Annotated in this window: 18 protein-coding genes and 2 tRNA genes; 11 read left to right on the top strand and 9 right to left on the bottom strand. The window is 38.0% G+C overall.

Annotated features, from left to right (window positions below; all coding sequences use genetic code 11):
- Window positions 1-15: 15 nt before the first annotated feature.
- Window positions 16-186, top strand: a complete 171-nt coding sequence (locus ABVT42_RS09375; protein ID WP_353874577.1) for a hypothetical protein — start codon at window positions 16-18, stop codon at window positions 184-186.
- Window positions 187-216: 30 nt separating this feature from the next.
- On the opposite strand, the gene ABVT42_RS09380 is transcribed toward ABVT42_RS09375, so the two are convergent.
- The 9 genes from ABVT42_RS09380 to ABVT42_RS09420 form a co-directional block, all read right to left on the bottom strand.
- Window positions 217-1,449, bottom strand: a complete 1,233-nt coding sequence (locus ABVT42_RS09380; RefSeq protein WP_353874576.1) for an RtcB family protein — start codon at window positions 1,447-1,449, stop codon at window positions 217-219.
- 11 nt (window positions 1,450-1,460) lie between these two features.
- Entirely contained in the window at window positions 1,461-2,261 is an 801-nt protein-coding gene (locus tag ABVT42_RS09385; protein WP_353874575.1) for a nucleotidyltransferase domain-containing protein, read from the bottom strand.
- 99 nt (window positions 2,262-2,360) lie between these two features.
- Complete coding sequence (locus ABVT42_RS09390) at window positions 2,361-3,533, bottom strand: slipin family protein (protein ID WP_353874574.1); 1,173 nt, start codon at window positions 3,531-3,533, stop codon at window positions 2,361-2,363.
- Window positions 3,534-3,731: 198 nt separating this feature from the next.
- Window positions 3,732-3,801: transfer RNA gene (locus tag ABVT42_RS09395), tRNA-Cys, on the bottom strand.
- Window positions 3,800-3,871: transfer RNA gene (locus ABVT42_RS09400), tRNA-Leu, on the bottom strand. Before ABVT42_RS09400 ends, ABVT42_RS09395 begins: the two co-directional genes overlap by 2 nt.
- Window positions 3,872-4,294: 423 nt before the next feature.
- On the bottom strand, window positions 4,295-4,747 hold the full coding sequence (locus ABVT42_RS09405; RefSeq protein ID WP_353874573.1) for a hypothetical protein: 453 nt from the start codon (window positions 4,745-4,747) through the stop codon (window positions 4,295-4,297).
- Complete coding sequence (locus ABVT42_RS09410) at window positions 4,747-5,517, bottom strand: hypothetical protein (RefSeq protein WP_353874572.1); 771 nt, start codon at window positions 5,515-5,517, stop codon at window positions 4,747-4,749. Before ABVT42_RS09410 ends, ABVT42_RS09405 begins: the two co-directional genes overlap by 1 nt.
- A gap of 15 nt (window positions 5,518-5,532) precedes the next feature.
- A complete protein-coding gene (locus tag ABVT42_RS09415) occupies window positions 5,533-6,387 on the bottom strand; it encodes a tetratricopeptide repeat protein (protein ID WP_353874571.1) in 855 nt (284 codons plus the stop codon).
- 479 nt (window positions 6,388-6,866) lie between these two features.
- Entirely contained in the window at window positions 6,867-9,659 is a 2,793-nt protein-coding gene (locus ABVT42_RS09420) for a protein kinase domain-containing protein (RefSeq protein ID WP_353874570.1), read from the bottom strand.
- A gap of 895 nt (window positions 9,660-10,554) precedes the next feature.
- Between ABVT42_RS09420 and tagH the strand changes: the two genes are divergently transcribed.
- From tagH to tssC, 10 genes are read left to right on the top strand one after another with little or no spacing between them, the layout of a single operon-like run.
- A complete protein-coding gene (gene tagH / locus ABVT42_RS09425) occupies window positions 10,555-12,111 on the top strand; it encodes a type VI secretion system-associated FHA domain protein TagH (protein ID WP_353874569.1) in 1,557 nt (518 codons plus the stop codon).
- A 43-nt stretch (window positions 12,112-12,154) separates the two neighbouring features.
- Window positions 12,155-12,634 carry a type VI secretion system lipoprotein TssJ gene (tssJ, locus tag ABVT42_RS09430; RefSeq protein WP_353874568.1) on the top strand — a complete coding sequence of 160 codons (480 nt, stop codon included), beginning with the start codon at window positions 12,155-12,157 and terminating at the stop codon, window positions 12,632-12,634.
- 21 nt (window positions 12,635-12,655) lie between these two features.
- On the top strand, window positions 12,656-13,987 hold the full coding sequence (gene tssK / locus ABVT42_RS09435) for a type VI secretion system baseplate subunit TssK (RefSeq protein WP_353874567.1): 1,332 nt from the start codon (window positions 12,656-12,658) through the stop codon (window positions 13,985-13,987).
- A 5-nt stretch (window positions 13,988-13,992) separates the two neighbouring features.
- Window positions 13,993-15,375, top strand: coding sequence for a type IVB secretion system protein IcmH/DotU (icmH, locus tag ABVT42_RS09440; protein ID WP_353874566.1), 1,383 nt, complete (start codon window positions 13,993-13,995; stop codon window positions 15,373-15,375).
- Window positions 15,376-15,408: 33 nt separating this feature from the next.
- The gene (tssM, locus tag ABVT42_RS09445) at window positions 15,409-18,981 is read left to right on the top strand and encodes a type VI secretion system membrane subunit TssM (protein ID WP_353874565.1); all 3,573 of its coding nucleotides are present in this window, start codon (window positions 15,409-15,411) and stop codon (window positions 18,979-18,981) included.
- The gene (tagF, locus tag ABVT42_RS09450) at window positions 18,963-19,721 is read left to right on the top strand and encodes a type VI secretion system-associated protein TagF (RefSeq protein ID WP_353874564.1); all 759 of its coding nucleotides are present in this window, start codon (window positions 18,963-18,965) and stop codon (window positions 19,719-19,721) included. The genes tssM and tagF overlap by 19 nt, the downstream gene beginning before the upstream one ends.
- Complete coding sequence (locus ABVT42_RS09455; protein ID WP_353874563.1) at window positions 19,721-20,497, top strand: PP2C family protein-serine/threonine phosphatase; 777 nt, start codon at window positions 19,721-19,723, stop codon at window positions 20,495-20,497. Before tagF ends, ABVT42_RS09455 begins: the two co-directional genes overlap by 1 nt.
- A 55-nt stretch (window positions 20,498-20,552) precedes the next feature.
- Entirely contained in the window at window positions 20,553-21,665 is a 1,113-nt protein-coding gene (tssA, locus tag ABVT42_RS09460) for a type VI secretion system protein TssA (protein WP_353874562.1), read from the top strand.
- 25 nt (window positions 21,666-21,690) lie between these two features.
- Complete coding sequence (gene tssB, locus ABVT42_RS09465; protein WP_353874561.1) at window positions 21,691-22,212, top strand: type VI secretion system contractile sheath small subunit; 522 nt, start codon at window positions 21,691-21,693, stop codon at window positions 22,210-22,212.
- Window positions 22,212-23,702 carry a type VI secretion system contractile sheath large subunit gene (gene tssC / locus ABVT42_RS09470; RefSeq protein ID WP_353874560.1) on the top strand — a complete coding sequence of 497 codons (1,491 nt, stop codon included), beginning with the start codon at window positions 22,212-22,214 and terminating at the stop codon, window positions 23,700-23,702. The genes tssB and tssC overlap by 1 nt, the downstream gene beginning before the upstream one ends.
- Window positions 23,703-23,798 lie beyond the last annotated feature (96 nt).

Here is a 23,798-nt window from a genome sequence, read left to right on the forward strand (position 1 = left end):
CAGGTGAAAAATAAGATGAAAGATATCGATGATAAGATTGAGTTAACTAAAATGAAGGATGCAATACCGTCTAATAAAGCTAAAATGTGGAATCCACCTGCTGTTATTCGGTTAGGAGGAGAAGAAACTCGTGGAAAGCCTGGTAATTTTGATTCAGAATTTGGCGTTGATTTAGCTCCATCATAAGATTTTCTAAATTGTAGATAAAGGGGAACTTTACCCCTTTACACACACGACTTGCTTTAAGGTGTGCACGATTTCGACCAAATCCTGCTGTGCTTGCATAACCTTATCAATATCTTTATAAGCCATCGGAATTTCATCAATCACCGAGGCATCTTTACGGCATTCCACACCGTATGTCGCTTGAATCTGATCTTCAATAGTAAATTGCTTTTTCGCTTTTGTACGAGACATCACTCTGCCAGCACCGTGAGAACAACTATGAAAACTATCTGGATTTCCCAATCCTCTAACAATATAAGAGCGAGCTCCCATTGAACCTGGAATAATACCTAATTCCCCTTTTTTAGCACTAACTGCGCCTTTACGGGTAACAAAACAATCTTTACCAAAGTGATGCTCTCTAGAAATGTAGTTATGGTGACAGTTAACCGCCAGTTCGTCGCATCGAAAAGCAACCTTCATTTCTTTTTGTAAGGCTTGTATCGCATTGGTCATCATTATCTCACGATTTATTCGTGCAAACTCTTGAGCCCATTCGACTGCTTCAACATAATCTGCAAAGTATTGCGTTCCTTCTTTGAGGTAAGCCAAATCTTTGTCGGGTAAATTTAGATTATGTATTTGCATGTCTTTTTTCGCTAACTCAATAAAATAGTTCCCAATTCGGTTTCCGACACCTCGACTACCTGAGTGTAACATTATCCAGACATCATTTAACTCATCGAGACATAATTCTAAAAAATGGTTTCCAGTCCCCATTGTTCCTAAATGAATAATATGATTACTCTTTTTTATAGCGGGATGCTTTTCACAAATTTTGTTAAAGCGAGTCTCTAGTTTTTCCCATTCGTCAGTGACTAATTGTGGAATGTCATGCCAAGCACCTTTGTCTCGATTACGCCGACCTCTCGCACTGGGTGTTCGTCCATGTGGAATCGCTGATTCAAATGCCGAGCGAACGGAAAAGAGATTATCTGGTAATTGTCGAGCATTTAAACTGGTTTTAACCGCAACCATTCCGCAACCAATATCGACACCAACTGCAGCAGGAATTACTGCATTGACTGACGGAATGACGGAGCCAATGGTTGCGCCTTTTCCCATATGAACATCAGGCATTACTGCTATGTGAGAATGAATAAAGTCCAATTTAGAAATATTGGTTAACTGTGTTTTCGCCTCATCCTCAAAAGGAACGCCATTAATCCAAGCTTTAATTGGCGTATGATTTTCTATTGCAAAAGTTTCATAATTGATTTTCATGTTAACTTCCTTTATTGGCCAAGCCAACGTATAAAAAACTGATTGATAGCGTGATAGTCTTTAATGTTTTTATCTAGAGTCTGTGCTCGCTGTTCAATATTATTTAGTTCATTTTCAATGTATTTGTTGAGCATTGGTTGAGCCGGTTGATAATATTTTTCATCTACCGATTCCTTAATAATCAGCAACTCTTCAATTAAAGACCGCACTTGTTTGTTATCACACATACTGTTTAGCAGTTCATTAAATTGCATGGGGATCTTGGTTAATTTTTTCTCAAGCCATCGCATTGCAAATAATGGACGCAATACATAAAAGTATTTTTTTAATCTTACTGTTGATTGTTTTAAATGCTCTCGATAGTTATTTTTAGCCATGTGTTGATAATGATAAAAACATGATCTGGCACAAAAATATTTATCAGATAAAGCATTTGCTTCTTGCTTAAACCCTTTGATATTGCGATAAACTATCGGTGATGAAATCCACTCTAGCAAAGTAGGATTGGATTTTTTCAATAGCTTGAGCGATTTTTGGAGCTCCCATCCATTAATATCATATTCATCAACAATCGGTAGCTCAATAACATCTCGTTGATATTCCTTGTCAACTTGTAAATACCATGCTGGTTGGTGAGCATAAATAAATCGAATATCATAATCGCTATTAGGTGAAGCAAAGTTCCATGCTCTGCTTCCTGATTCACAAGCATAGAGAATAGTTACCTGATATTTCTCTTCTATTTGTTTTATTTTTTCTTGAATAATTACTGTTGTTGCTTGACTAGGCTGACTGTTTCTTGTTGTGCTCATAATAAAACTCTTTTTTAATAAGTCAGGATGAAATTTTGATAAATAAATTTATGATAGTTGGACTATTTTTATCTAAATAACGTCTGACATAAAACCAATTCACGTTTTTTGTGTTTGTAAATTCAATGTATTGTTAAGTAGACCATTGAGTCCACCATATACTTTAATACTTTCTACCCTCTCTGCAATTTTCTCTAAAGACTCAAGTTCTTTTAATCGCATTAACGTAGGGTTATTCTCCATCATTTTGGCTGTGTTGTGTAAGCTTCGAGTAGCAGCCGTTTCTTCTCTTCTTTTAATGACATTAGCTTCTGCGGATTTTTGCGCTTCAACCACCTGGTTTAAAATGTTCTTCATCTCTCCGGGTAAAATAATATCTTTTACACCGACCCGTTCTAGCTTAATGCCAACTGCGAGTAAATCTTGTTCAACGAGCTCTCTCACCGTTTCATTGATGAACATTTTATCTTGTAGCAATTCGTCTAGTGTACGAGTACCTACGGCTTCTCTTAACGCTAGTTGAATTGACTTATAAATAAAGTCATTCACATCGATTACTCTTTCTGCTGATCTAATCGCATCAAATAAGCAGGTATTTGCTGAAAGATTAATTCTTAAGCTTACTCGATCCTTGGTTAATATTTCTTGACCGCTGACTTCATGCGTTACTGTTTTTGCATTATACAATTTTACCTGCACATCACGATTCAACCGCCAAAAACCATATTTACCTGGTTTTAGTGCGCTCGTTAACTGGCCATCTAAATATAATAATCCAAGTTGATCGCGAGAAATTTCTATTTCTGCTATAGGTTGAACAACTTTAGTACTTGCTGTTTTGATCATAGTTGCAGTATTGTTTGCATTTCTTCTTATAATCTCAGTCAACAAGTTGGGGTCAACTGCTATTTGCTTTCCGATATTAATACGCTGTAATCTTACCTCACCGCAGTCTTTCCAAATGAAAACACGTTCACCGGGCGCAACGATGCCCATTAACAATTCATTGACATAGAGTAAACCGACTTCATCATTGGCAATACGCCAATCGTGAAGTTGTTCGGCAATTTCTGGATGCTGTTTTACCCGTGATTTAGCCAGCTTTTCAGAGTAATAGATTGTATTAATATCAAATATTTCAAATGTGATCTCATTTTTTAAATCCCAAAATTGATGTTTTCCTTGTGGGATAAAACGCTCAAACTGTTTGTTTCGCATTAAGTATGCTCTTTGGTTCTCAGCTAAAATTAGCGTTTTTCGCAATGTAAACATGATAGTTTTCCTTTTTCATTGACATCAAATGTCGATTGTAAAATTGATAACAAGGGGGATTAACTTTAATCAGAAGGCATTAAAACAGGATACAAAAAGGAAGCATCCTGCTTGCTGACTTTGTATTGTGTTTTATGCATTAACCGATTCAGTGGTTAATAACAGCTTGTTATCATTTGTCGAGTCGTCGACTTTTTATTAGATGATGGGAATCGAACCCACATACACAGATTTGCAATCTGTTGCTCGACCGATGAGCGACATCCTGGTTTAGGCTGGAGTTGAACCTGCGACAATTAGCGCCTTAAGCTAATGCTCTACCAACTGAGCTACTAAACAAATTGTTGGTCAGAAAATCTGTTATCAGAGTTTCTGCAATTTTTAAGTTGATGTAGTAAATTGTGGAATACGTGTTGGTACAACCTCACGCACCGCGGTGCTCTATAGAAACACTCACAAACAATTCATTACGCATTATCTATATCAAACAGCGTGCCAACTCTGAATAACTATGGAATGATTGGTAAGTTGTTGAATATTAATAAAAATTAAATGAGAGTTATTAGTCGTGTTAATAGAGTGAAATATTAATCTATCTATTTAGATAGGTAGATATCGACATGGATATTTTTTTCTTGCTTCTGATGGACTTAATGATATGCTTCTAGGATAAGTTGGTGAAAGAAGAAAGACTATCAATTGATATGATTTGATAAATAAGAAAAACTTTTAATTTATTGTTTGAACTGACTAACTTTTGTTTAACAATCATTTTTGGAATATAAATAGTTGTGGCCTTTAGACACAGGCGAGATTGCTCTTGTGTTCTTGCAGGGAATATAGCCTGCCTGTATGAGCTTGTCTTCGATAACGTAAGGGAGAATATTGGCAAGCAGCAGACACAACGTGAACCAGAATATTAGAATTGGTAAATGTTTTTGATGAATAAACTTCGCCATTTTGTCTAACAGGGATTGTGTCGAATAGCGTAAATTGAATTGTTGGGTTCGTAGACCGGCCCATTGGATTCCATATAGAACCCAAAAAGCCGTCATTAGTATCAGATAATATTGACCATTATCAAATTCAATTGGGATGATTACCTGATTGATTTCGTTATAAATTCGCCAAGTATCGTAGGCTAAAAAGATAATTGCGCAACAAGTTAGCAAATTGAAGCCAATAAAAATGAATTGCGCATTTTTTTGTTTCATTAATACCCTCTGACTCTACAAGGGCCAAATAAGCATGGGATCCATTGTGGGTTTTCTTCAAGAAAACGCATGTTTCGATTAAATTCCCATTTTATTTCTCTTAGGCGAACACCAATGTTATCGTATGCTTGAATCAGTGCTTTAGTTGCCCCAAAGTGACTGTCTATTTTATCTAGGACAATACCAGTCATTACGCCAACTGCAATTGCAGCAATGAGAGGCGCTGCTGCAATAGAACCTATAATAGCCGCTGAGCCTACTGCTAAACCCGCGACTGCACCGGCAATGGTGCTGATACCGATTTTTATAAGATCACTGGTTACTGTTCCTAATAGGTGAGAGAGTGTCGCAGTATCACGAATTAAATAGTCAAATACTTCGATGCCGACTGACAGAACTACTGTGATGGCAAATCCACCTTTTACACTTTTAACAATACCCTTTGGGCCAATTGCCATTCGTACCACTTTTGGGTTGCTTGCTAAATAACGTGTACCTGTTAATACATTCCGTGCACCAGGATATCCCTTGATTATGACGTACTTTTTGCCTGCATACTGTTTTATTACAACCTTAGTGGCTTTAATACCAAACTCTTTGATAATTTTTCCAGCTGCAACTGCATCTTTAATTGGAGCGACATAAGCTGCGCCCGACTTAAATTTATTTTTTCGTGCTTGATATTCTTTCTCTAAATCTTCAACAGCTACAATCTGCAGGACTTGTTCATTTTTCTGTAATTCCTGAACAAGTTTTTGCTCTAGATTCATTAATGCTCTCCTTAATTATTGAGTACAACGGCTTTGGCGTTTAGATTTTTCCAGCCAACTGTTTGCCTGTTTTTTATCAACTTGTGTACCAATACCGCGGCAGTAAAAGTAGCCCAACATGAATTGTGCATATTGATGTCCTGTTTCTGCCGCAGTGTGATACCATTTAAATGCTTTTTGTGAATTTCTAAATTGTTCAATTCCCGTATCATAAATTGCCGCTAGGCGAACCTGGGATTCTGTATCGCCTTTTTGTGCAATTAACTCCAACTCTTCAATGATTTCTGAGTATGATTTTTTCTCAGACTGCGCGTTGTTATTATTGGTAATGAATAGTATATCTTCTGGCGATTTATCTTCGAGTTGCGCTGACAGTCGATACCAATCGGTTGCAGCGATTAGGTCAGATTCAATGCCGATACCATTTTCGTAAGCTTGACCAAGCTCCCACATAGCTGGAATAAAATGCTGCTGTGCTGAATTAAGTAAATAGTTGAATATTAATTCTTGGTTATTCAGATCTTGTGATTCTTGTCGATAGGTTAATGCCAGATAATACTGTGCTTCCGCATGACCTGCTTGTGCCAATGGTAGTAAAAGTTGTTGCGCTTGCTTTAATCTGCCATTAAAAAATTCGTCTTTAGCGTGATTTATTTTTTTGATTTGTTGTTTTAAAGCTGGTTGTGGTGCAGATTGTGCCTGTATAGTTAAGCTACTTAGACTGAGTAGTAATGCTAATGTAAAGTATATCAATACATGCATAGCGCTTGCATGTATAGCGCTTGCATGTATAGCGCATACATATTTAGCGCTCAAGTCAGGTTTGCGAGAAAACGTGCCATTTCTTTTATTCGATTGTCGGTAAATCATAATTTCTTCCTTGTCGAACATTCACAATCTAAAAAGATATAAACATTTAGTCAATAAAGACCGTTTAATATCTATTTCAGATGAAGTCTAAGTTTTTTTCTTTTGGTTTTCTATAGTTATTCCACGAATGTGTTTTCAATGCTATGTCATTGATTAAAAAGTGCCTAGTGGTTCACAAAAAATTTTTGAGTTGATTGAAGCTATATCTGTATGACTATCCAATGACTGTTTATTTAGGTCTGTTAACATGCATTTATGAGTTCATTGGTCAATAAGAAATTTTTGCACGATATCTTTTAAAGCAAAACTGTTGATAAAGTAAAACTATTGTCAATTGTTGTCCAGAAATTGAGATAGTTTATCAGAGTAAAGTCAAGTACAAAGATTGTCTACTTAACATTTGTTAGACTCTGCGTTACATATCAAATTTGGGAGGCTAAGTAAAAGCCTCCCAAAAGTGTATACAATGAATGTATAGACTATTTATAAGACAGCAATTTTTCTGCTTTTTGGAAGAGTGGACTAGCTTGCGAAAATTTTCGTTGTTTGTTCATTTTATTGGCTAATGAAACATACTTTGAAGAGAGCAGTTTGCGTAAATCATCCAAAGGTCTAAACGAGTAGGGCAACTTTTCACTCCATTGAGTGATTTGATCAAAGATACTATCTAATTCTGTTTGGCTCTCAGCTTGACTAACACCTGTTGCTAACTCTTCAATTAAATCTGAGTAAAAAACTTTGGCCTGGGCATGTGGAAAAGGCAGGGGAGATTCTTTTGCCAATGATGCCTGATATAAAGCAAGCTGGTTGGCAGCGCTATGATAATTTCCACCTTTGGCAACCAGCTTTTTATATTCATTATGTTCAGGAAAAATGGTTTCTCCGGTATTCAGTAAACTTTCAACTAGCGCGTAGTTTTGTTCGCGTATTGCTGTTTTAACGGCTTCACCATAAAGGGCTGCTGCTTCATCAACAATTTGGGGAGAAAATCCGGGTTTTATCGTTCGCATATCGGTCAATAGCGTATATACATCTTCGCCATCATCTGATGCTGCATACTGCTGAAGTTGCAACAGATTGTTAAACTTGTACTCTTTGGCTTGCAGCAAATGTGTTCGCGAGGTAAGTACATCTCTTTTTATTTGTTGAACACGCTGTGAATCAGGAAAAATGGCTTCAACTTTATCAATAATTTTAATTTGACCAACAAAGTCTGCAAACTTTCCATTATTTCCGGTTTTCTTCTTTTCAATTTGGGCTTGGTAATCATCAATAATTTTGCCGCGAAAAGCTCTTAAAAATGCTAATTGAATGACTTTATCATGAGTCGATAGTTGCTCATAAGCCGCCATAATAGTACTTCTGTCGGCATTTTCGAGATCGGCAATAAATTTAGACTTAGCGACTTCGGTTAAATGGTTTTCGTTGATCTGCTGATATGACGAATAGTGCTGATTAGTATAAAAACCTGCCGCACCTAAAATGACGATTCCCGCAGCTATTTTAGCCAGTTTGCCAAACTGATTATTTTGTAACAGGTCTAAAAAAGTCATGGCACTTGCTGGTCTGTCATTTTTGTTTAACGACAGCATTGCTTTCAGTACTTTCCATTTTGAAGCTGGAATGTTTTTGCATTTTTCGAGCTTAACATCCTGCTCTTTAATTTGATTGGCAGGTGTTTTGTTGAAAGGATGACGACTGGAGAGTAATTCATATGCAATGCAGCCAAGTGCGTAAAGATCATCTCTTAAGTCGGGCTCGTCACCATTGAGCATTTCAAGACTGGCATACGCTGGCGTATAACCACCAGTTTTTGGATTGTTAGCTGAATCATCTATGTTGGCTGAATACTTGTCTTTATTTTTAGAAAGTGCACGTACCACACCAAAATCAAATATTTTAATCTCACCCGAACGAGTTAAAAATATATTGCTGGGTTTAAGATCTGCATGCACAATTCCGTGTTGATGAGCATAATCAAGTGCTTGGCAGATTGGCTCTAGAATATTCAATGCTCCCTTATATTCAAGACCTCGAGGTTTAGCACGCTGAATAACTTTATCAAGCGATTCCCCTTCCAAAAGTTCCATGGTAATAAAATTAATATTGTCACAAGTATCGTAATCAAAAACTTTTACAATATTAGGATGTGATAATTCACGTGTTTTTTGGCATTCTCTGGCCATAACTTTGAGCGCTTCTGGATGATTGCCAAGCTCTTCACTCAAAATTTTAATGGCAATAAATGGGGTATCAGCGCCAGCCGCTTCCAACCTGAGATCTTTAGCTTTGAAAACCTGACTCATACCACCATCACCAATATGCTCAACAAGTTTAAATCGATGTTTGAGCGTTAATCCAAGTTTGGCGGCCGCTGGGGTTGTTGGCTTTTGGGCTTCGCTATTTTTTACTGGCGAAGGGGTAATTGTGGTGTCATCACGATTAATTGGTGCTGCCGGTTGAGCTTTGGGCTGGTTTGTCTCAACTTTTTCTGCTGGCTTTTTCTCAGGATTTGCATGAGCCTGATGTGCTTCTGAATTGATTGGTGCTTTCTTCGCTGTGGCTGGTTGCTTATTAACAACAACCGGGTTCATTACGACCGTTTTACCTTCACTGCTTTCAGAATAAGCAGTTGCCAGCGATACATCAGATAAATCTCCCCGATCAGAATCTGTCGCTACTTTTTGTGTTGTTGCGTCTTTTGACATTTTATTACCAGTTTTTTTAATGGGTTCTTGTTGATTATTGGTTGATTGATTTGCTGTTTGCTTGTTACCTTGTGCACTTGTTGGAGCCACTTGTTTTAGATTGACCTGTTGAGCAGCCGTTGAAGATTTGTTCCCCTTTATCGCAGTGCTTGAGGTTTGTTTAATTGATTGTTGAGACTCGGCTTGCCAGTTTTCTTGTTGACTGTATTCGCTGGAAAGGATTATTGGGGCATCAAAAACTTGCGTGTCACCCGGTTCATCTGTATTTCTTAAGTCCTCAGTATAATCACCAATTAATTCCAGCTCATCAATTAAAAATTGTGGCGTATCAAATACTTGTGTTGTATCAGGGGCAATTGGCTTACTGTTCGCTGTACTTTGTTGAACAGGCTTGGATTCAGTTGCTGATTCAGTAACTTGAGTATTATTCTTTTGCGTGTTGGTTGCAGATTGAACAGTCTGGTTGTCATCGGAAACCGATGAATGAGGGGCTGATGAAGTTTTTTTAACCGTTGAAGGATCTTTGTCAGTTGTTGCTACTGAACGATTGCTATTCGATGCCATATCCGTAAATTCCTTTGACTTGCAATTTTCAAGTTTATTTTGTTTTAGTGTCGATCGGCAACTTATAAATCACCGATTTTAGCCCCTGAAAGCCAAATAAACTTTCCCATTTTTGTCTTAATTTAAAATTTTTAATGCTAGTAGTGTATTTATTAAACAGTTTACACAAACTGTCAAATAACAATTTTAATTGTTCAGTTCTCTTTGTCGTTCAATTTAATATCAAAAATTATGAACAACTAATTCAATATTGTTATTTGATATTTTTTAGCCAATTCTTACTTTAACTGACTACTGTAACAGAGTCGAAACAGTGCTCCAACCTCAAAGTTAGTATTTTATTTTAACCAAATTATTATCTAAATAAGTAAATTATAAAATTGTGATCAAATTATCATTGATTATCTCAAATAGTTAATATAATCGCATCGTAACTTAATCTAAGGAATTTGTGACCTGAGTAATATTATTCTAATTTTAGAATAATTTTTTAATTGAAATATCGACTGTTTAATGGAACTTCAATATTTATTGGGATTGTTCTTGAATTGCGGGATTAGTTTTGATCGAATAGCGTAGATCCAATATAATGGTTGACCTGTCAATTTAATTCCCTTATTTTTAATGTGGAAAAATTGTTAGTGTTGTCTTAAGGGAAAAGGCAATCTCTGTCTTTTTCGAATTGGCATTTTATTTCATTGAGTTAAAATAATTTTGTAATCTGAGTTATTGCAATAAACTTTTAATAATAATGAGATAGTTATTAGGTTTTTGTGGGCTGAATTAATTCATTCAAAGTGCTATTGGCAAATTATGCGAATACCATTTTTTGAGTTAATTAGATATCCTACAAATGGATTTTAAATGGGTATTCAATAAGTAGTTATCAATAATCATGTCAGTCACTTTAACATTAACAAGCTATCAACGCTTATCTCCAGGGCAAGAATCATATAAAACATTCGATCAACAGGGCGGTGTTATTGGTCGCTCAAAAGAGTGCGATTGGTATTTGCCTGATCCTGAAAAAATTATTTCTGGAAAACACTTTTTTATTCGTTTTGAAAATAATGAATATCGAGTAATCGATAATTCGACTAACGGTCTATTTGTTGATCGTAGCGTCGAAGCACTAGGGCGAGGCAATTTTGTAACGCTTCGTGAAGGGTTACATTTAGCTTTGGGTGATTATGAAATAGTGATCAGTGCTTTAGATGTGACGGCAAAAAATGTTGCCAATAAGCCTGCCCCTGTTGCTAAACAAAATATCCCAACGCCTAAAAAAGCCTATGCTAAACCCGCAGTAAAGAAGAAACCCAATACACCAACGGTTACATCGATTGCGAATTCCGCAGAAAGTTCGGAAGCGCCTGCTATTTTGGGGCTTAACAAAAATAATGTACCACCGCCATCGGAAGCCAAAAAGAATGGTGCTTTAATTTTTGGAGAAAGTGCAACATTTCAAGGTGATGAACATTTTGATCCACCGCCATTTATTCCCAGTGATTGGGATGCAGACTTATTAGCTGATGAACCCTTGATTGCAAGTCAGTCTCATCAACAAACTCCAAGCCAGGTTTCAAGTCAACAACAACCGGCACAAGTTCAATCTGTTGCAGCCAGCCAGCCGCAATCAGTTGCTACTGAAGAGCTAACATCATTAAACCAGACGGTAGTCGATGTACCACAAGCACCGATAACTCAACAGGCTGCAAATTATGCTGCGCAGTCCACACGTACTTCAACGGTTCAGTCAGCCCAATCGAATCAGCAGAGCTCTCAAACGGTTTCAAATCATGCGCCAAGAAATAATATGGCGCAGCAAAATAGAGCGCCGCAAGGATTTAATCCCAACAGTGGTTTGTATGGCGCGCAAGTCTTGTCGGCTTTTTTCCGTGGGCTTGAAGTAAATCCAGAAAGCTTAAATGTGAATGCCGAACTGGAGTTCTTTGAAGAAATGGGCGCAGTTGTCAGAGTACTTTTACAAGGTATATTAGACACATTAGCTTCACGAACCAGTTTAAAAAATGAATTTAGAGTACTGCAAACAACGATTAAGCCAAACGAAAATAATCCTTTAAAGTTTTCTGCCACAGTGGAAGATGCAATGCGGAATGTATTTGGGCACTTAGGTGGTAGCTTTTTAGGTCCTAAAGAAGCGGTTGAAGAAGCTTTTCAAGATATTAATCGGCACCAGTTGGCATTATTGTCAGGAACACAGGGTGCACTGCTGGAATTATTGCGTTATATTCAGCCCTCCGAAATTGAACGAAAAGCCGATTCAAATTCAATGCTAGATTCGGTTATTCCTGCGGCAAAAAAAGCCAAGTGTTGGGATTTTTATCGAGAGATTTATGCAGACTTAATGAAAGATGCCGAAGGCAACTCACCTAAGCTGTTTGTTACTGAATTTGCAAATGCATATGAAGAACAACTGAAAAAATTTAAATAGATAAACACTAATTCAATAAGAACCATATTTTAGGGATTTGGAAATGATGAAAAATAAACTGGCTAATAAGTTTCGAATAATTTTATTACTGGGGGGTATCGTTTTATTATCTGCCTGTGCAACAATGAATATGATTTACCCACCATTTACTGATTTAAATTTTAAAGCCGCACCGGAGTTAAATCCTGATCTTAAAGGACGTCCATCTCCGGTTGTAGTCAAGATTTATGAATTGGGCTCGCGAACTATATTTGATGGTAGTGATTTTTTTGTTTTATATGAAAAGCCACAGACTGTACTAAAAGGTGATTTGCTCAGCAAAGATGAGTTAGAGTTTCGCCCCGGACAGCAATCAACTCATCGATTGACATTAAACAAAGGAACCAAATATATTGGATTAATTGTTGCGTATCGAGATATTTCCAATTCACGATGGCGAGCGGTTATTCCCGCCGATGCCGATGGGCACGATAAACTCGATGTGTATTTAGAAAAGCTGTCAATTTATATTAAAGAAAAATAATCAACCAAGGGATGATTACCTATGGCTAATAAAATAGTCTGGTCCGAAGGAATGTTCCTCAGACCCCACCATTTCCAACATAATGATTTGCATCTGGAGTCGTTAATTGAAAAGCGTTGTTCTGCTATTCATGGATTTGCTTGGGGGTTAAAACGTTATCAAATTGATTCAAAATTATTAGAATTAGGTAAGTTTTCGTTAGAATCTGCCGAAGGTATTTTTCAAGATGGCTTACCATTTCATATGCCTGTTGAAAGTCGCTTACCTGATCCAATTACCGTTGATAAAGAAATAAAAAATACTTTAGTGTATTTAGCGTTACCTTTATTGCGAGCTGGCGTACCGACGACAACCCAACGCCAAACTAATGAAATAACCCGTTATTTTAGTGAAGAAAAAGAGATCTTCGATTTAAATCTTGGCGCAAAAACATCTGAAATTGTTGCGGTCAATTGTCCGCGAGTTCGTTTAGCGCTTGAAAGCGAAGACTTAAGCGGTTACACCAAGTTACCAGTCGCTCGTATACTCGAAGTACGTGAATCTGGCGCAGTAATGTTGCAGCCCGATTTTATACCGCCCGTGATTTCTTGCCAGGATAATAGTCAGCTCAACTCTTTAATTAGTGAAATTAAAGGGCTGTTAAAGCAGCGCGCCGAAGCTTTATCGGGAAGATTTATTCAATCTGTTCAAGGTGGTTCTGCGGCATTTACCGATTTTCTATTGCTTCAGTCAATCAATCGAATGGAGCCAATGTTTCATCATTACCTGCATACGAATGGCACGCACCCCGAAGAACTTTATCGAGTTATCATTAGCATTATAGGTGATCTGGCAACTTTTTGTACTGCAGAAAAGCGCCCTGACCTCGAAACACTGCCGCTATATCAACACGATAATCTGACAGAAACTTATTTAGCTTTGCGCCAAATTTTAAGCCGTTATTTAAGCACAGTTCTTGAGCAGTCAGCAGTCAAGTACCAGATTGAAGAAAGACAGTTTGGTATTAAAGTCGCAAGAATTAATGATCGAAGCGATCTAGATAATCCCCGTTTTGTTCTTGCTGTCAATGCTGATTTGCCCGGTGAAGAAATCCGCAATCGATTGCCCGCACAATTAAAAATTGGTCCGGTCGAAAAAATTCGCGACTTGGTTAACAATCAGCTTCCGGGAATTACGGTTACGGCATTGCCTGTAGCCCCAAGACAAATTCCTTTTCATGCTGGTTATCATTATTTTCAACTTGATCCTGGTGGTGAGTATTGGCAACAAATGACAAACTCAGCAGGATTTGCATTCCATTTGTCTGGCAATTACCCGTCATTAACAATGGAGTTTTGGTCAATTAAAGGATAAGTACTATGGATGATTCAACAACCGCAGAAGACAGAACAATATTGGTTCCCAGACCGGGCGGAAAACCTCTTGGTAATCGCGCCTCTCCAGCGCCAGCGGCATCGCCGTCAATTACCGAAATGTTGGGAGAAACGCCGCCGATACCAAAATCTGGTAATTCATTAGATGGTAATGCAGACAGAACTGTTGTTCCTGGATTTGTTGATACAAAAATTATCAAACAGGGAATCGTTCCTGGCATTGGTGCTAATCCTATTTTAGATGCTGCTGCAACAGCGCTCTCTCTGTTAGCACAAATTAGGAATACTACCAGCCATCAGGATGTTAAAGTTTTACATCAACAGTGTATTGAACTTATTCGAGAGTTTGAACATCGTTTACGAGGTGATAATCTCGATCAGGAAATCGTTTATTCCGCTCGATATTGTTTATGTGCCATTTTAGATGAAACGGTATTAAACACACCTTGGGGAGGTAACAGCTTTTGGGGAATGGAAAGTTTATTATCGGCCTATCACAAAGAAACTTTGGGGGGTGAACACTTTTTCAATATTCTCGATGAAGCCATTTCTAATCCACAAAAGCATATCCATCTGATTGAGTTTCAATATATCTGTCTGTCACTTGGCTTTGAAGGCAAAATGCGACTTGAAGAACGTGGGGCAACCAAACTGGATGAACTACGCGAGCGGGTCTATCGAATTATTAGAGACACTCACGGTGAATATGAAAGAGAACTCTCACCAGCCTGGAGTAGTGAAGGTTTAAAAGGTGATGGCTTAGTTGATCACATGCCTATTTGGGTAATTATTGCCATAATTGGCGCGCTAATGTTAACCAGTTTTATGCTGTTTCGCTATAACCTGAATAATGAAACACACACCACACTAAGTCGTTTGTACACTTTGGTTAATTCACCCGATAAAGAGCAAGTCAGTTCACCATCGCAGTTAGATCGATTATTGCAGCTTCAACAATTATTACAAGCTGAAATACAACGTGGTTTTTTAACCGTTGTCGATGAGCCAGGAAAAATTATTATTCGTTTTAAAGCAGAAAATCTTTTTTCTTCTGCCAGTGCAACTATTAATGAATCGTTTAATCCAATCTTAGTCAAATTGGCACTGACTTTAGAAAAAATTCCAGGGCAAATAACGGTTGTCGGGCACACTGACGATGTGTCGATATTCAGTTATCAATTCCGGTCTAATTTTGAATTATCACTTGAAAGAGCCAATTCGGTTGTCAAGGTAATGAAAGAGAATGCACAACTGGATAAACGAATTATTTCCGAAGGTAAGGCAGATTTAGAACCACTGGTTGAAAATACGAATGCAGCCAATCGGGCTTTAAATCGTCGCGTAGAAGTTGTAATAACAGAATTTTAATTATTCAATAAAAATGGTAAGTGAGAGGATTAAATGAAAAAGCTATGGAGCAGCCTTAAAAGTGCGCTTAATAATCGAATTTTTATCACTTTTATTGGTGTATTAGCATTAACCATAATAATTTGGTTTGGTGGGCCACTTTTGGCAATCGGGGGTTATGAGCCTTGGAAATCTGAAACTTCCAGGCTGGTCACCTTATTAGTGATTGCATTAATTTGGGGATTTGCCAATTTCAGACATAAACTGAAAACTGAAAAGTCTAATAAAGAAATTATGGATCACATGCTCGATCCAGGTGATGCAGCACTAGATTCAACTTCTAAAGAAGAAATTTCTTATCTGCAAGGGCGCATGCAAGAAGCGCTACAAATCCTGAAAAACTCGAAAATGTCTCAGGGAAAAAATCTCTATTCCTTACCTTGGTACATTATTATTGGTCCTCCAGGCTCAGGTAAAACAACGGCGCTGAATAATTCAGGGTTAAATTTTCCTTTAAAAGAACAAATGGGAATTGACGCTGTACACGGCATCGGTGGAACGCGAAATTGTGATTGGTGGTTTACTGATCGAGCAATAATGTTAGATACTGCGGGTCGATACACAACACAAGATAGTAACGCTCAAGCAGATTCAAACGCCTGGATTGGCTTTTTAGAATTACTCAAAAAAAATAGGCCTCGCAGGCCAATAAATGGTGTTTTAGTTACCGTGAGCTTAACTGATCTGGCAACTCAAACACCCACGGAAAGAAGTTTATATGCCCGTGCTATTAAACAGCGGTTACAAGAACTTCATAATCGTTTGGCAATTAATTTTCCGATTTACGTTATGTTTACCAAAGCCGATCTGGTGTCAGGCTTTAATGAATTTTTTGATGATTTATCGCGAGAAGAAAGAGAGCAGGTTTGGGGAATTACATTTACTAATAAGCCTAACGAGTCAGAAGGTGTTGTTAGCGAATTTAATAAATACTTTATGGCGTTAATTCAGCGCGCTAATGAGCGGGTGTTTTCACTTCTAAATCATGAGCGTGATCCAGAGAGACGCTGTGCAATTTATGAATTTCCCAAACAATTAAGAGCTATGCAGGATTCAATGGATGTGTTCTTAAAGGAAATTTTTTCACCAAATAAATTTGAACAAAACCCGCTATTAAGAGGGGTTTACATTGCCAGTGCAACTCAGGAAGGAACACCTATCGATCGGGTGATTGGTAAATTCGCTGAAGGACTAGGCCTAGCTGCAAGACAACCTATTTCACATTCGGGAGACGGAAAAGGCTATTTTTTAAAAAGGCTTTTCGATGAAATTATTTTTCCAGAACAAAACCTGGCAACCGCAAACCACCGTTTGGAGAAGCGAGAATTATATTTACGACGTGGTGCTATTGCAGCGGGAGCTTTGGTTTTAGTTTCTTGTTTAATTGGCTGGACATATAGCTATCGTGAAAATGTTCGCTTTAAGCAAACGGTCGAAGCTCAAATTGATAATTATCAAGCGTTAACCAATGGCGGTTTAACCGAAGAAACTGATCTGATTACATTAAATGAAGGTTTGCTCTCTCTACGGCGCTTACCCAATGGATATGAAACTGAACAAAGTGAAATACCGGCGGGAATGCAATGGGGATTATACCAAGGCGATAAAATTGGTGAGCAGGCGACAGATGCTTACACTCGAGGTATTGAAAATATTTTTGTTCCCTACGTTATTAGTGTTCTGGAAAAGCAAATATCTAACAATATGGCTGCATCTGAATTTCTATACGCTTCGTTGAAATTCTACTTAATGTTGCGAATGCCTGAAAAAATGGATAAAGAACTTTTCAGTCTCTGGCTTGGTCAAGAATGGGCAAGATTATTACCTGGAAAGGTCAATGACGAAATTCGTAGCAATTTAATGGAACATTTGCGAGTTGCTCTTGACTCAGATATTCGAATTCCCCGATTAGACAGTCGATTGATAGAACAAACCCGAGAAGAATTACAGAGTACCTCTCTTGCGCAAAGAGCTTATGTTCGCTTGAAAGAAGATGTTGTCGATATTACACCGCCAGGATTTCGAATTACCGATATTCTGAACGCCAGAAAAGCACGCCTATTTACGCGTAAAAGTGGTCGTTCGCTAAACGATGAAATACCAGGATTATTTACCTATGCAGGCTATCACGGTGTTTTTCGAATTGAAGGTAATTCCTTACTTAAGCGGTTAGCTGAAGAGAGTTGGATTTATGGAAAAGAATTTGAAGATCAGCTAAAAAAGGAAAACCTTGATGCACTTTATGCTGAAGTAGAAGACTTATATTTTGAAGAATATATCAATTTATGGCGAGGATTAATTGATGATGTTGAATTAGACGGATTTACATCGGCACAAGAAGGCGAGAATGTATTGCGTCAATTAACAACCGGGCGAAAACCTATTCAGGCACTAGCTGATGCCATTATTAAAAATATTCAACTAACGAATGTACCAGAGAACAATGTTGATAAAAAGTTAGGACAGTTGGCTGATGCGACACCAGAAGGTTTAGAAAATACCCGACTAGCCCGAGAGAAAAATCGATTAGAAAGATTGATTCCGAAGAATATTAATCAGTTTGCACAACAGGAAGAATTGCCTGGTAAACAAGTTGAAACCGAGTTTTCTGATATTTTATATTTTTCCTTGGGTGATGCGATTAATGGTGATAAACCGCAAAGCGAAGAAATAATGCCAGCTCTCGAAAATCTCGAAAAATATCTTAAACTATTGGCGGATAGAGATGGCGGTAGCGTAGCTTTAGAGTCAATTAATAATGGCTCTCGCTCTGTTAAGCGTTTAAAAGATTTTAGCAATGACTTTCCTCGTCCATTTAACCAATGGGTTGGAAAACTGGCACAAGATACGTCGAACTTAACCACTTCGGGTGCTCAACAGCATATTTCGTCGATTTGGCGAAATACCGTTTTAAGAGAGTATAACAATGCAATCAGCGGGCGTTATCCACTGGTTAAAAATAGTCGAAAGACGATTAAGCTTAATGATTTCAAGCGATTCTTTGGATATGGTGGTACGTTAGATAAATTCTTTAATCAACATTTGGCATCGTTTGTTGACAAAACACAATCGCCTTGGACATTTAAAAAATACATCGGTGTTAAAAACAGTTCATTAAGGCAGTTCCAGCGCGCAGACAGAATTAAGCGCATGTTTTTTCAGGAAGGATCACAACAGTTAAAAGTTGATTTCTCTCTGATTCCCAAATTTCTGGATACGCAAGTTAGCCAGTTTATTCTTGAAATTGACAAGCAAGTACTAACCTATCGTCATGGTCCTGCAAGGCCGGTTCCATTTACTTGGCCGGGTGAAAACTCTGGTATTTCGCGTTTTGTGTTCACTCCGCATAATGGCGGTAAAGCAACAAGTGTAACCGTTGAGGGGCCGTGGTCCTGGTTTAAAATGCTCGATTTAGTTTCAGAAAAGAAATCTACCAGTAGCGATAAAATTAACTTGAAGTTTTTATCAAAAGGCAATGAAGCAATTGTTGAATTAGTCACAGATAGTGTCGTTAATCCGTTTGATACCGTATCTTTGGAGAGATTTCGATGTCCTCAGCAATTGTAAATGCGAATCAAAATTTTAGTATTGGTTATTGTGGAAAAATTCCTAGCAAAGGGGATTTTATTCATGCCGATTTAAGCCAGGATTTTACCGATATCTGGAATGAATGGTTGCAATCAATTATTGGGGTAAGTCGTGAGCAATTGGCAGATAACTGGTTAACTGATTATTTAATCAGCCCTATTTGGAATTTTTCACTTTCTGCCGGTATTGCTGGTAAGCAAACTATGTGTGGTGTAGTGCTCCCGAGTGTTGATAAAGTTGGGCGATATTTTCCGTTTACTATTGCACATCAGGCCTTTGATAATCCGGTTGCAATGGCATTTGAAAATAGTGATTGGTTCAATACTTTAAATGAGCTGGCACTTTCTGCATTGGACCCTGCTGAATTTGATTTAAATAATTTTTGCCAAACACTAAGTCTGTTAAATGCTGAGCAGGAAACTTCAGAATCTATTGCGCACCATTCAGTTATCGGTAAAGCGATTCCTGGACGCAAATTAAGTTGGTATTTAGAAGGAGAGTTTAATCAGGAAAATATGACAAATATAAATCAACTATTGCATTTATCCTGGTCAAAACTATTTGGTAGTTATTCACTTTGGTGGACAAATGGTTCAGAAAAAGTTGCACCATGTTTGCTCGTAACGGAAGGATTACCGGAAGTAGGACGCTATGCTGCAATGTTAGATGGTAATTGGGAAAAATGGGGATGGCAACCTCATGAGGTGATGGAAAAATAATGGCTGAATATATGTATACCTGGCTTTCCACTGGTGAGTCTCACCGTGGTGCAGTCAGAAAACTCAACGAAGATGCCTATCTTGAACGGCCGGATTTAGGTCTGTGGTTGGTTGCCGATGGCATGGGAGGGCATCATGGCGGAAATATTGCCAGTAATTTGATCGTTGATGAATTGAATAAAATGGCGGATCACAATTTTAAAGATCGCTTTGAATTACTCTCCTGGCTACACCGTTCAATTGATAGCGCCAATACAGAACTTAGAAATTTAGCTAAAAGTCGCTATAAAGGCGGTGTTGTCGGCAGTACGGTTGTCGCATTGTTACTAGACCAGAATGGATATACTCTTACTTGGGCCGGTGATAGTCGAGCTTATTTATTAAGGGATAGACTGCTGACCCAAATTACAAAAGATCATAGTCAAGTCAATGATTTAGTCGACAGTGGTGTTATTAACGAAGAAGAAGCCGAAGCACACCCACTTGCGAATGTGATTACTCGAGCAGTAGGGGCCGATGACACTATTGAAATGGAAACAATGCATGGTGAATTTCAAAATGAAGACATTTTTATGCTGTGTAGTGATGGTATTAATAAAGAACTGGTTGATTTAGAAATTGCCGAACTGCTGGTAAATGGAAGTTTAATGGAGTCGCGTAGAGCTTTAATTTATTCTGCATTAGTGAGAAAAGCTCGCGATAATGTCACGGTTGTTTTAGTTAAGGTTAATAAAAAAGTTGTTGCTGAATATTGTGATACAACCATACCTTGTTAGTAATAATGATTTATTAAATAATTGCTGAATAATTCTGGAAGCATAAGAATTTTATATGAATGAATTTGACGAAATTGCAATAATAGATGATTTAATCCAGCCGCTTGCTGGTGAAAATCCTTGTGGCGTGGACCTTCGAAATGATGCCTCACCAACCTCACCTTATTATACGTTAAAGGACATACGAAATTCGGCACGTCGTAAAGAAAGAGAATATGTCAGCGATGATGCTGATGAAATTAGTGGTAACCTTTTCGACTGGAATCCAATTATCGATCAAGTGCCTGACTTGCTAAAGACACAAACTAAAGATCTAGAGTTTGTTGCTTGGTATATTGAAGCATTACTACGTCGATTTGATTTCCAAGGATTAGCCTATGGTTTTGAACTAACTAGACGGTTATTGGAAAATTTTAATGACCAATTATTTCCAAAGGATGAAGATGGATTAGAAACCATGTTTGGTCCGTTAGTCGGACTCAACGGCATTGACTCTGATGGTGCCTTAATTATGCCGATTGGTGCGGTCCCATTATTTATCGGACAATCAAAAGTATTTGCAGCCTGGCAGTATGAGCAGGCTGTCGAACTGGAAAAACTTACCGACGAAACTAAAAAGTTGCAACGCATACAAAATGGAGCGGTTACTTTTGATATGATTACTGAAACGGTCAAAGAATGCAATCCAGACCAATTAAGAGATACATATCGACATTTAAAGCAAGCAATTTTGGCATTTGATGAACTGGTTGATCAAATTGATGCGTTAGCTCAAGGCGGGCATGTTCCAACATCAAACATAAAAAATCGTTTAAAACTTTGCAAGGAAGCAATGGAAAACATCGCTAAAGATATTTTGCATGAACCAGTAACACAATCAGTTATTGATGAAGAAGAAGGAGAAGAGACTATTGAAGGAGAGACAAATGAATCAACTGATAACATGAACGGTAAGCTCAACCGAAAAAGAGCACTAGAGCAATTGGCAGTAATTGCTCAGTTTTTTAGAGATACCGAACCGCACTCACCAATTTCCTATTCACTAGAGCAGGCGGTTCGCTGGAGTGATATGAAGTTACCTGAGCTATTGGATGAATTGATACCTGATGAGAGTGCCAGGGCGCAATACCACAAGTTTACGGGCATATCGCGGTCAGAGAATAATTAATTTCAGCTAACTTACGGAGAGTCTAATGGACAATAGTATACACGACAAACTCAAACGAGTAAGAAAACCTCGCGTACATATAACTTACGATGTAGAAACAGAAGGTGCAACAGTACAAAAAGAACTTCCATTTGTCATGGGGGTTATTGGTGACTTTTCCGGAAACGCCAGTACCGTTAACAAGCCACTTAAAGATCGACGCTTTATTCAAATTGATCGTGATAATTTTGATGAAGTATTAAAAAGACAAGCTCCTGCGCTTGAATTTAAAGTAGAAAACACATTAGCTGGTGATGGCAGTGAAATAGGCGTTAAACTTGATTTTAACTCAATGGCTGATTTTGAGCCTGGTGCGATTGTTGAACAAGTTGAGCCACTGAAAAAGCTTATGGATACACGTAATCAATTACGTGACTTAATGACTAAAATTGACCGTTCAGAAGAGCTGGAAGATATTCTGGAAAAAGTATTAAGTAATACTGAAAACCTGGATGCATTGGCAAAAGAACTGCAATTAGGTGAAAACGATGATAAAGGAGATGCATAATGAGTGCTGAAACTGAATTAGAACAAGGTGGCTCCGCAGAAGTACAAGAGATCAGTATTCTTGATCAGGCGATTTCTGCGACCAAACAAACTGAAAATTCGCGTGCGCATGAACTGATAAAAACACTTACTGAAGAAGCGCTAAAAGGCACCGTGACCTGGAATAAGAATTTAACCGTAACTTTTAATAAAGCGATTGACGGGTTAGATAAAATTATTTCAAAACAGCTTTCGGCCATTATGCATAATGCTGATTTCCAAAAGTTGGAAGGCTCTTGGAGAGGCTTACATCATTTGGTTAATAACTCAGAAACCAGTGCAACGCTAAAGTTGCGCATGATGAATTTACGAAAAGAAGAGCTTTACAAAGATTTGAGTAAAGCGGTTGAGTTTGATCAAAGCCAAATGTTTAAAAAGATTTATGAGTCTGAATTTGGTACACCGGGTGGTGAGCCATATGCAGCAATCGTTGGTGATTATGAATTTACAAATCATCCACAAGATATTGAAACATTATCTTTGATGTCAAATGTGTGTGCTGCTGGTTTTACCCAGTTTTTATCAGCTTCTTCGCCTGCATTATTTGGTTTTGAAAGCTGGATGGAACTGTCAAAACCACGCGACTTAGAAAAAGTATTTGAATCATTAGAGTATAGCAAATGGCGTTCTTTCCGTGATTCTGATGATTCTCGTTTTGTTACTTTGACTATGCCTCGTGTACTAGCGCGTTTGCCATATGGCCAGGCAACAAATCCGATTGAAGAGTTTCATTTTGAAGAAACAATACTTGATGCTGATAAAGGCATGTCAATCAATGTTGAACATTCAGACTATACCTGGATGAACTCTTCATATGTAATGGCTTCCAGAATTACCAATTCATTTGCCAAATATGGCTTCTGTACTGCTATTCGTGGTGCCGAAGGCGGCGGTAAAGTTGAAAATCTGCCTGCACATATGTTCATTAGTGATGATGGCGATCCAGATATGAAATGTCCTACCGAAATTGGTATTACCGATCGCCGTGAAGCAGAGTTAAGCAAATTAGGATTCTTACCGTTATGCCACTATAAAAATACCGATTACGCGGTTTTCTTTGGTGGGCAAACAACACAAAGACCTAAAAAGTTTGATTCACCTGAAGCCACTGCAAACGCGGCAATTTCTGCACGTTTGCCTTATTTGATGGCGACATCTCGTTTTGCACATTATTTAAAAGTAATGGCGCGTGACAAAATTGGTAGCTTTATGGAAGCATCAGATGTTGAAAACTGGTTAAATGATTGGATATTACAGTATGTCAACGGTTCTGAAGGCGCCGGTCAAGATATGCGAGCGAAATATCCATTGGCTGATGCTAAAGTGCAAGTGCGTGAGATTCCTGGACAGCCTGGTGCTTATCATGCGATTGCATGGTTAAAGCCATGGTTACAATTAGAAGAATTAACTACTTCATTAAGAATGGTAGCAAAAATTCCAGAAATGAACTAATGAGTAATAACCCAGCCCGTAACACTTTGCGGGCTGAAATTACTTAAATTGGTTGTTTGTTAAAAGATAAAATAGAAATTGAAGTATTATATAAAA

The organism is Aliikangiella maris (genome assembly GCF_040719265.1).
Taxonomy (GTDB): domain Bacteria; phylum Pseudomonadota; class Gammaproteobacteria; order Enterobacterales; family Kangiellaceae; genus Aliikangiella; species Aliikangiella maris.

Coding starts and splice junctions, on each gene's coding strand:
- ABVT42_RS09390 (WP_353874574.1), bottom strand. CDS start 3,533: ATGTTTACATTGCGAAAAACGCTAATTTTAGCTGAGAACCAAAGAGCA.
- ABVT42_RS09375 (WP_353874577.1), top strand. CDS start 16: ATGAAAGATATCGATGATAAGATTGAGTTAACTAAAATGAAGGATGCA.
- tssC (WP_353874560.1), top strand. CDS start 22,212: ATGAGTGCTGAAACTGAATTAGAACAAGGTGGCTCCGCAGAAGTACAA.
- tssA (WP_353874562.1), top strand. CDS start 20,553: ATGAATGAATTTGACGAAATTGCAATAATAGATGATTTAATCCAGCCG.
- tssK (WP_353874567.1), top strand. CDS start 12,656: ATGGCTAATAAAATAGTCTGGTCCGAAGGAATGTTCCTCAGACCCCAC.
- tssB (WP_353874561.1), top strand. CDS start 21,691: ATGGACAATAGTATACACGACAAACTCAAACGAGTAAGAAAACCTCGC.
- ABVT42_RS09385 (WP_353874575.1), bottom strand. CDS start 2,261: ATGAGCACAACAAGAAACAGTCAGCCTAGTCAAGCAACAACAGTAATT.
- ABVT42_RS09410 (WP_353874572.1), bottom strand. CDS start 5,517: ATGAATCTAGAGCAAAAACTTGTTCAGGAATTACAGAAAAATGAACAA.
- ABVT42_RS09455 (WP_353874563.1), top strand. CDS start 19,721: ATGGCTGAATATATGTATACCTGGCTTTCCACTGGTGAGTCTCACCGT.
- icmH (WP_353874566.1), top strand. CDS start 13,993: ATGGATGATTCAACAACCGCAGAAGACAGAACAATATTGGTTCCCAGA.
- tagH (WP_353874569.1), top strand. CDS start 10,555: ATGTCAGTCACTTTAACATTAACAAGCTATCAACGCTTATCTCCAGGG.
- tagF (WP_353874564.1), top strand. CDS start 18,963: ATGTCCTCAGCAATTGTAAATGCGAATCAAAATTTTAGTATTGGTTAT.
- tssJ (WP_353874568.1), top strand. CDS start 12,155: ATGATGAAAAATAAACTGGCTAATAAGTTTCGAATAATTTTATTACTG.
- ABVT42_RS09405 (WP_353874573.1), bottom strand. CDS start 4,747: ATGAAACAAAAAAATGCGCAATTCATTTTTATTGGCTTCAATTTGCTA.
- tssM (WP_353874565.1), top strand. CDS start 15,409: ATGAAAAAGCTATGGAGCAGCCTTAAAAGTGCGCTTAATAATCGAATT.
- ABVT42_RS09380 (WP_353874576.1), bottom strand. CDS start 1,449: ATGAAAATCAATTATGAAACTTTTGCAATAGAAAATCATACGCCAATT.
- ABVT42_RS09415 (WP_353874571.1), bottom strand. CDS start 6,387: ATGATTTACCGACAATCGAATAAAAGAAATGGCACGTTTTCTCGCAAA.
- ABVT42_RS09420 (WP_353874570.1), bottom strand. CDS start 9,659: ATGGCATCGAATAGCAATCGTTCAGTAGCAACAACTGACAAAGATCCT.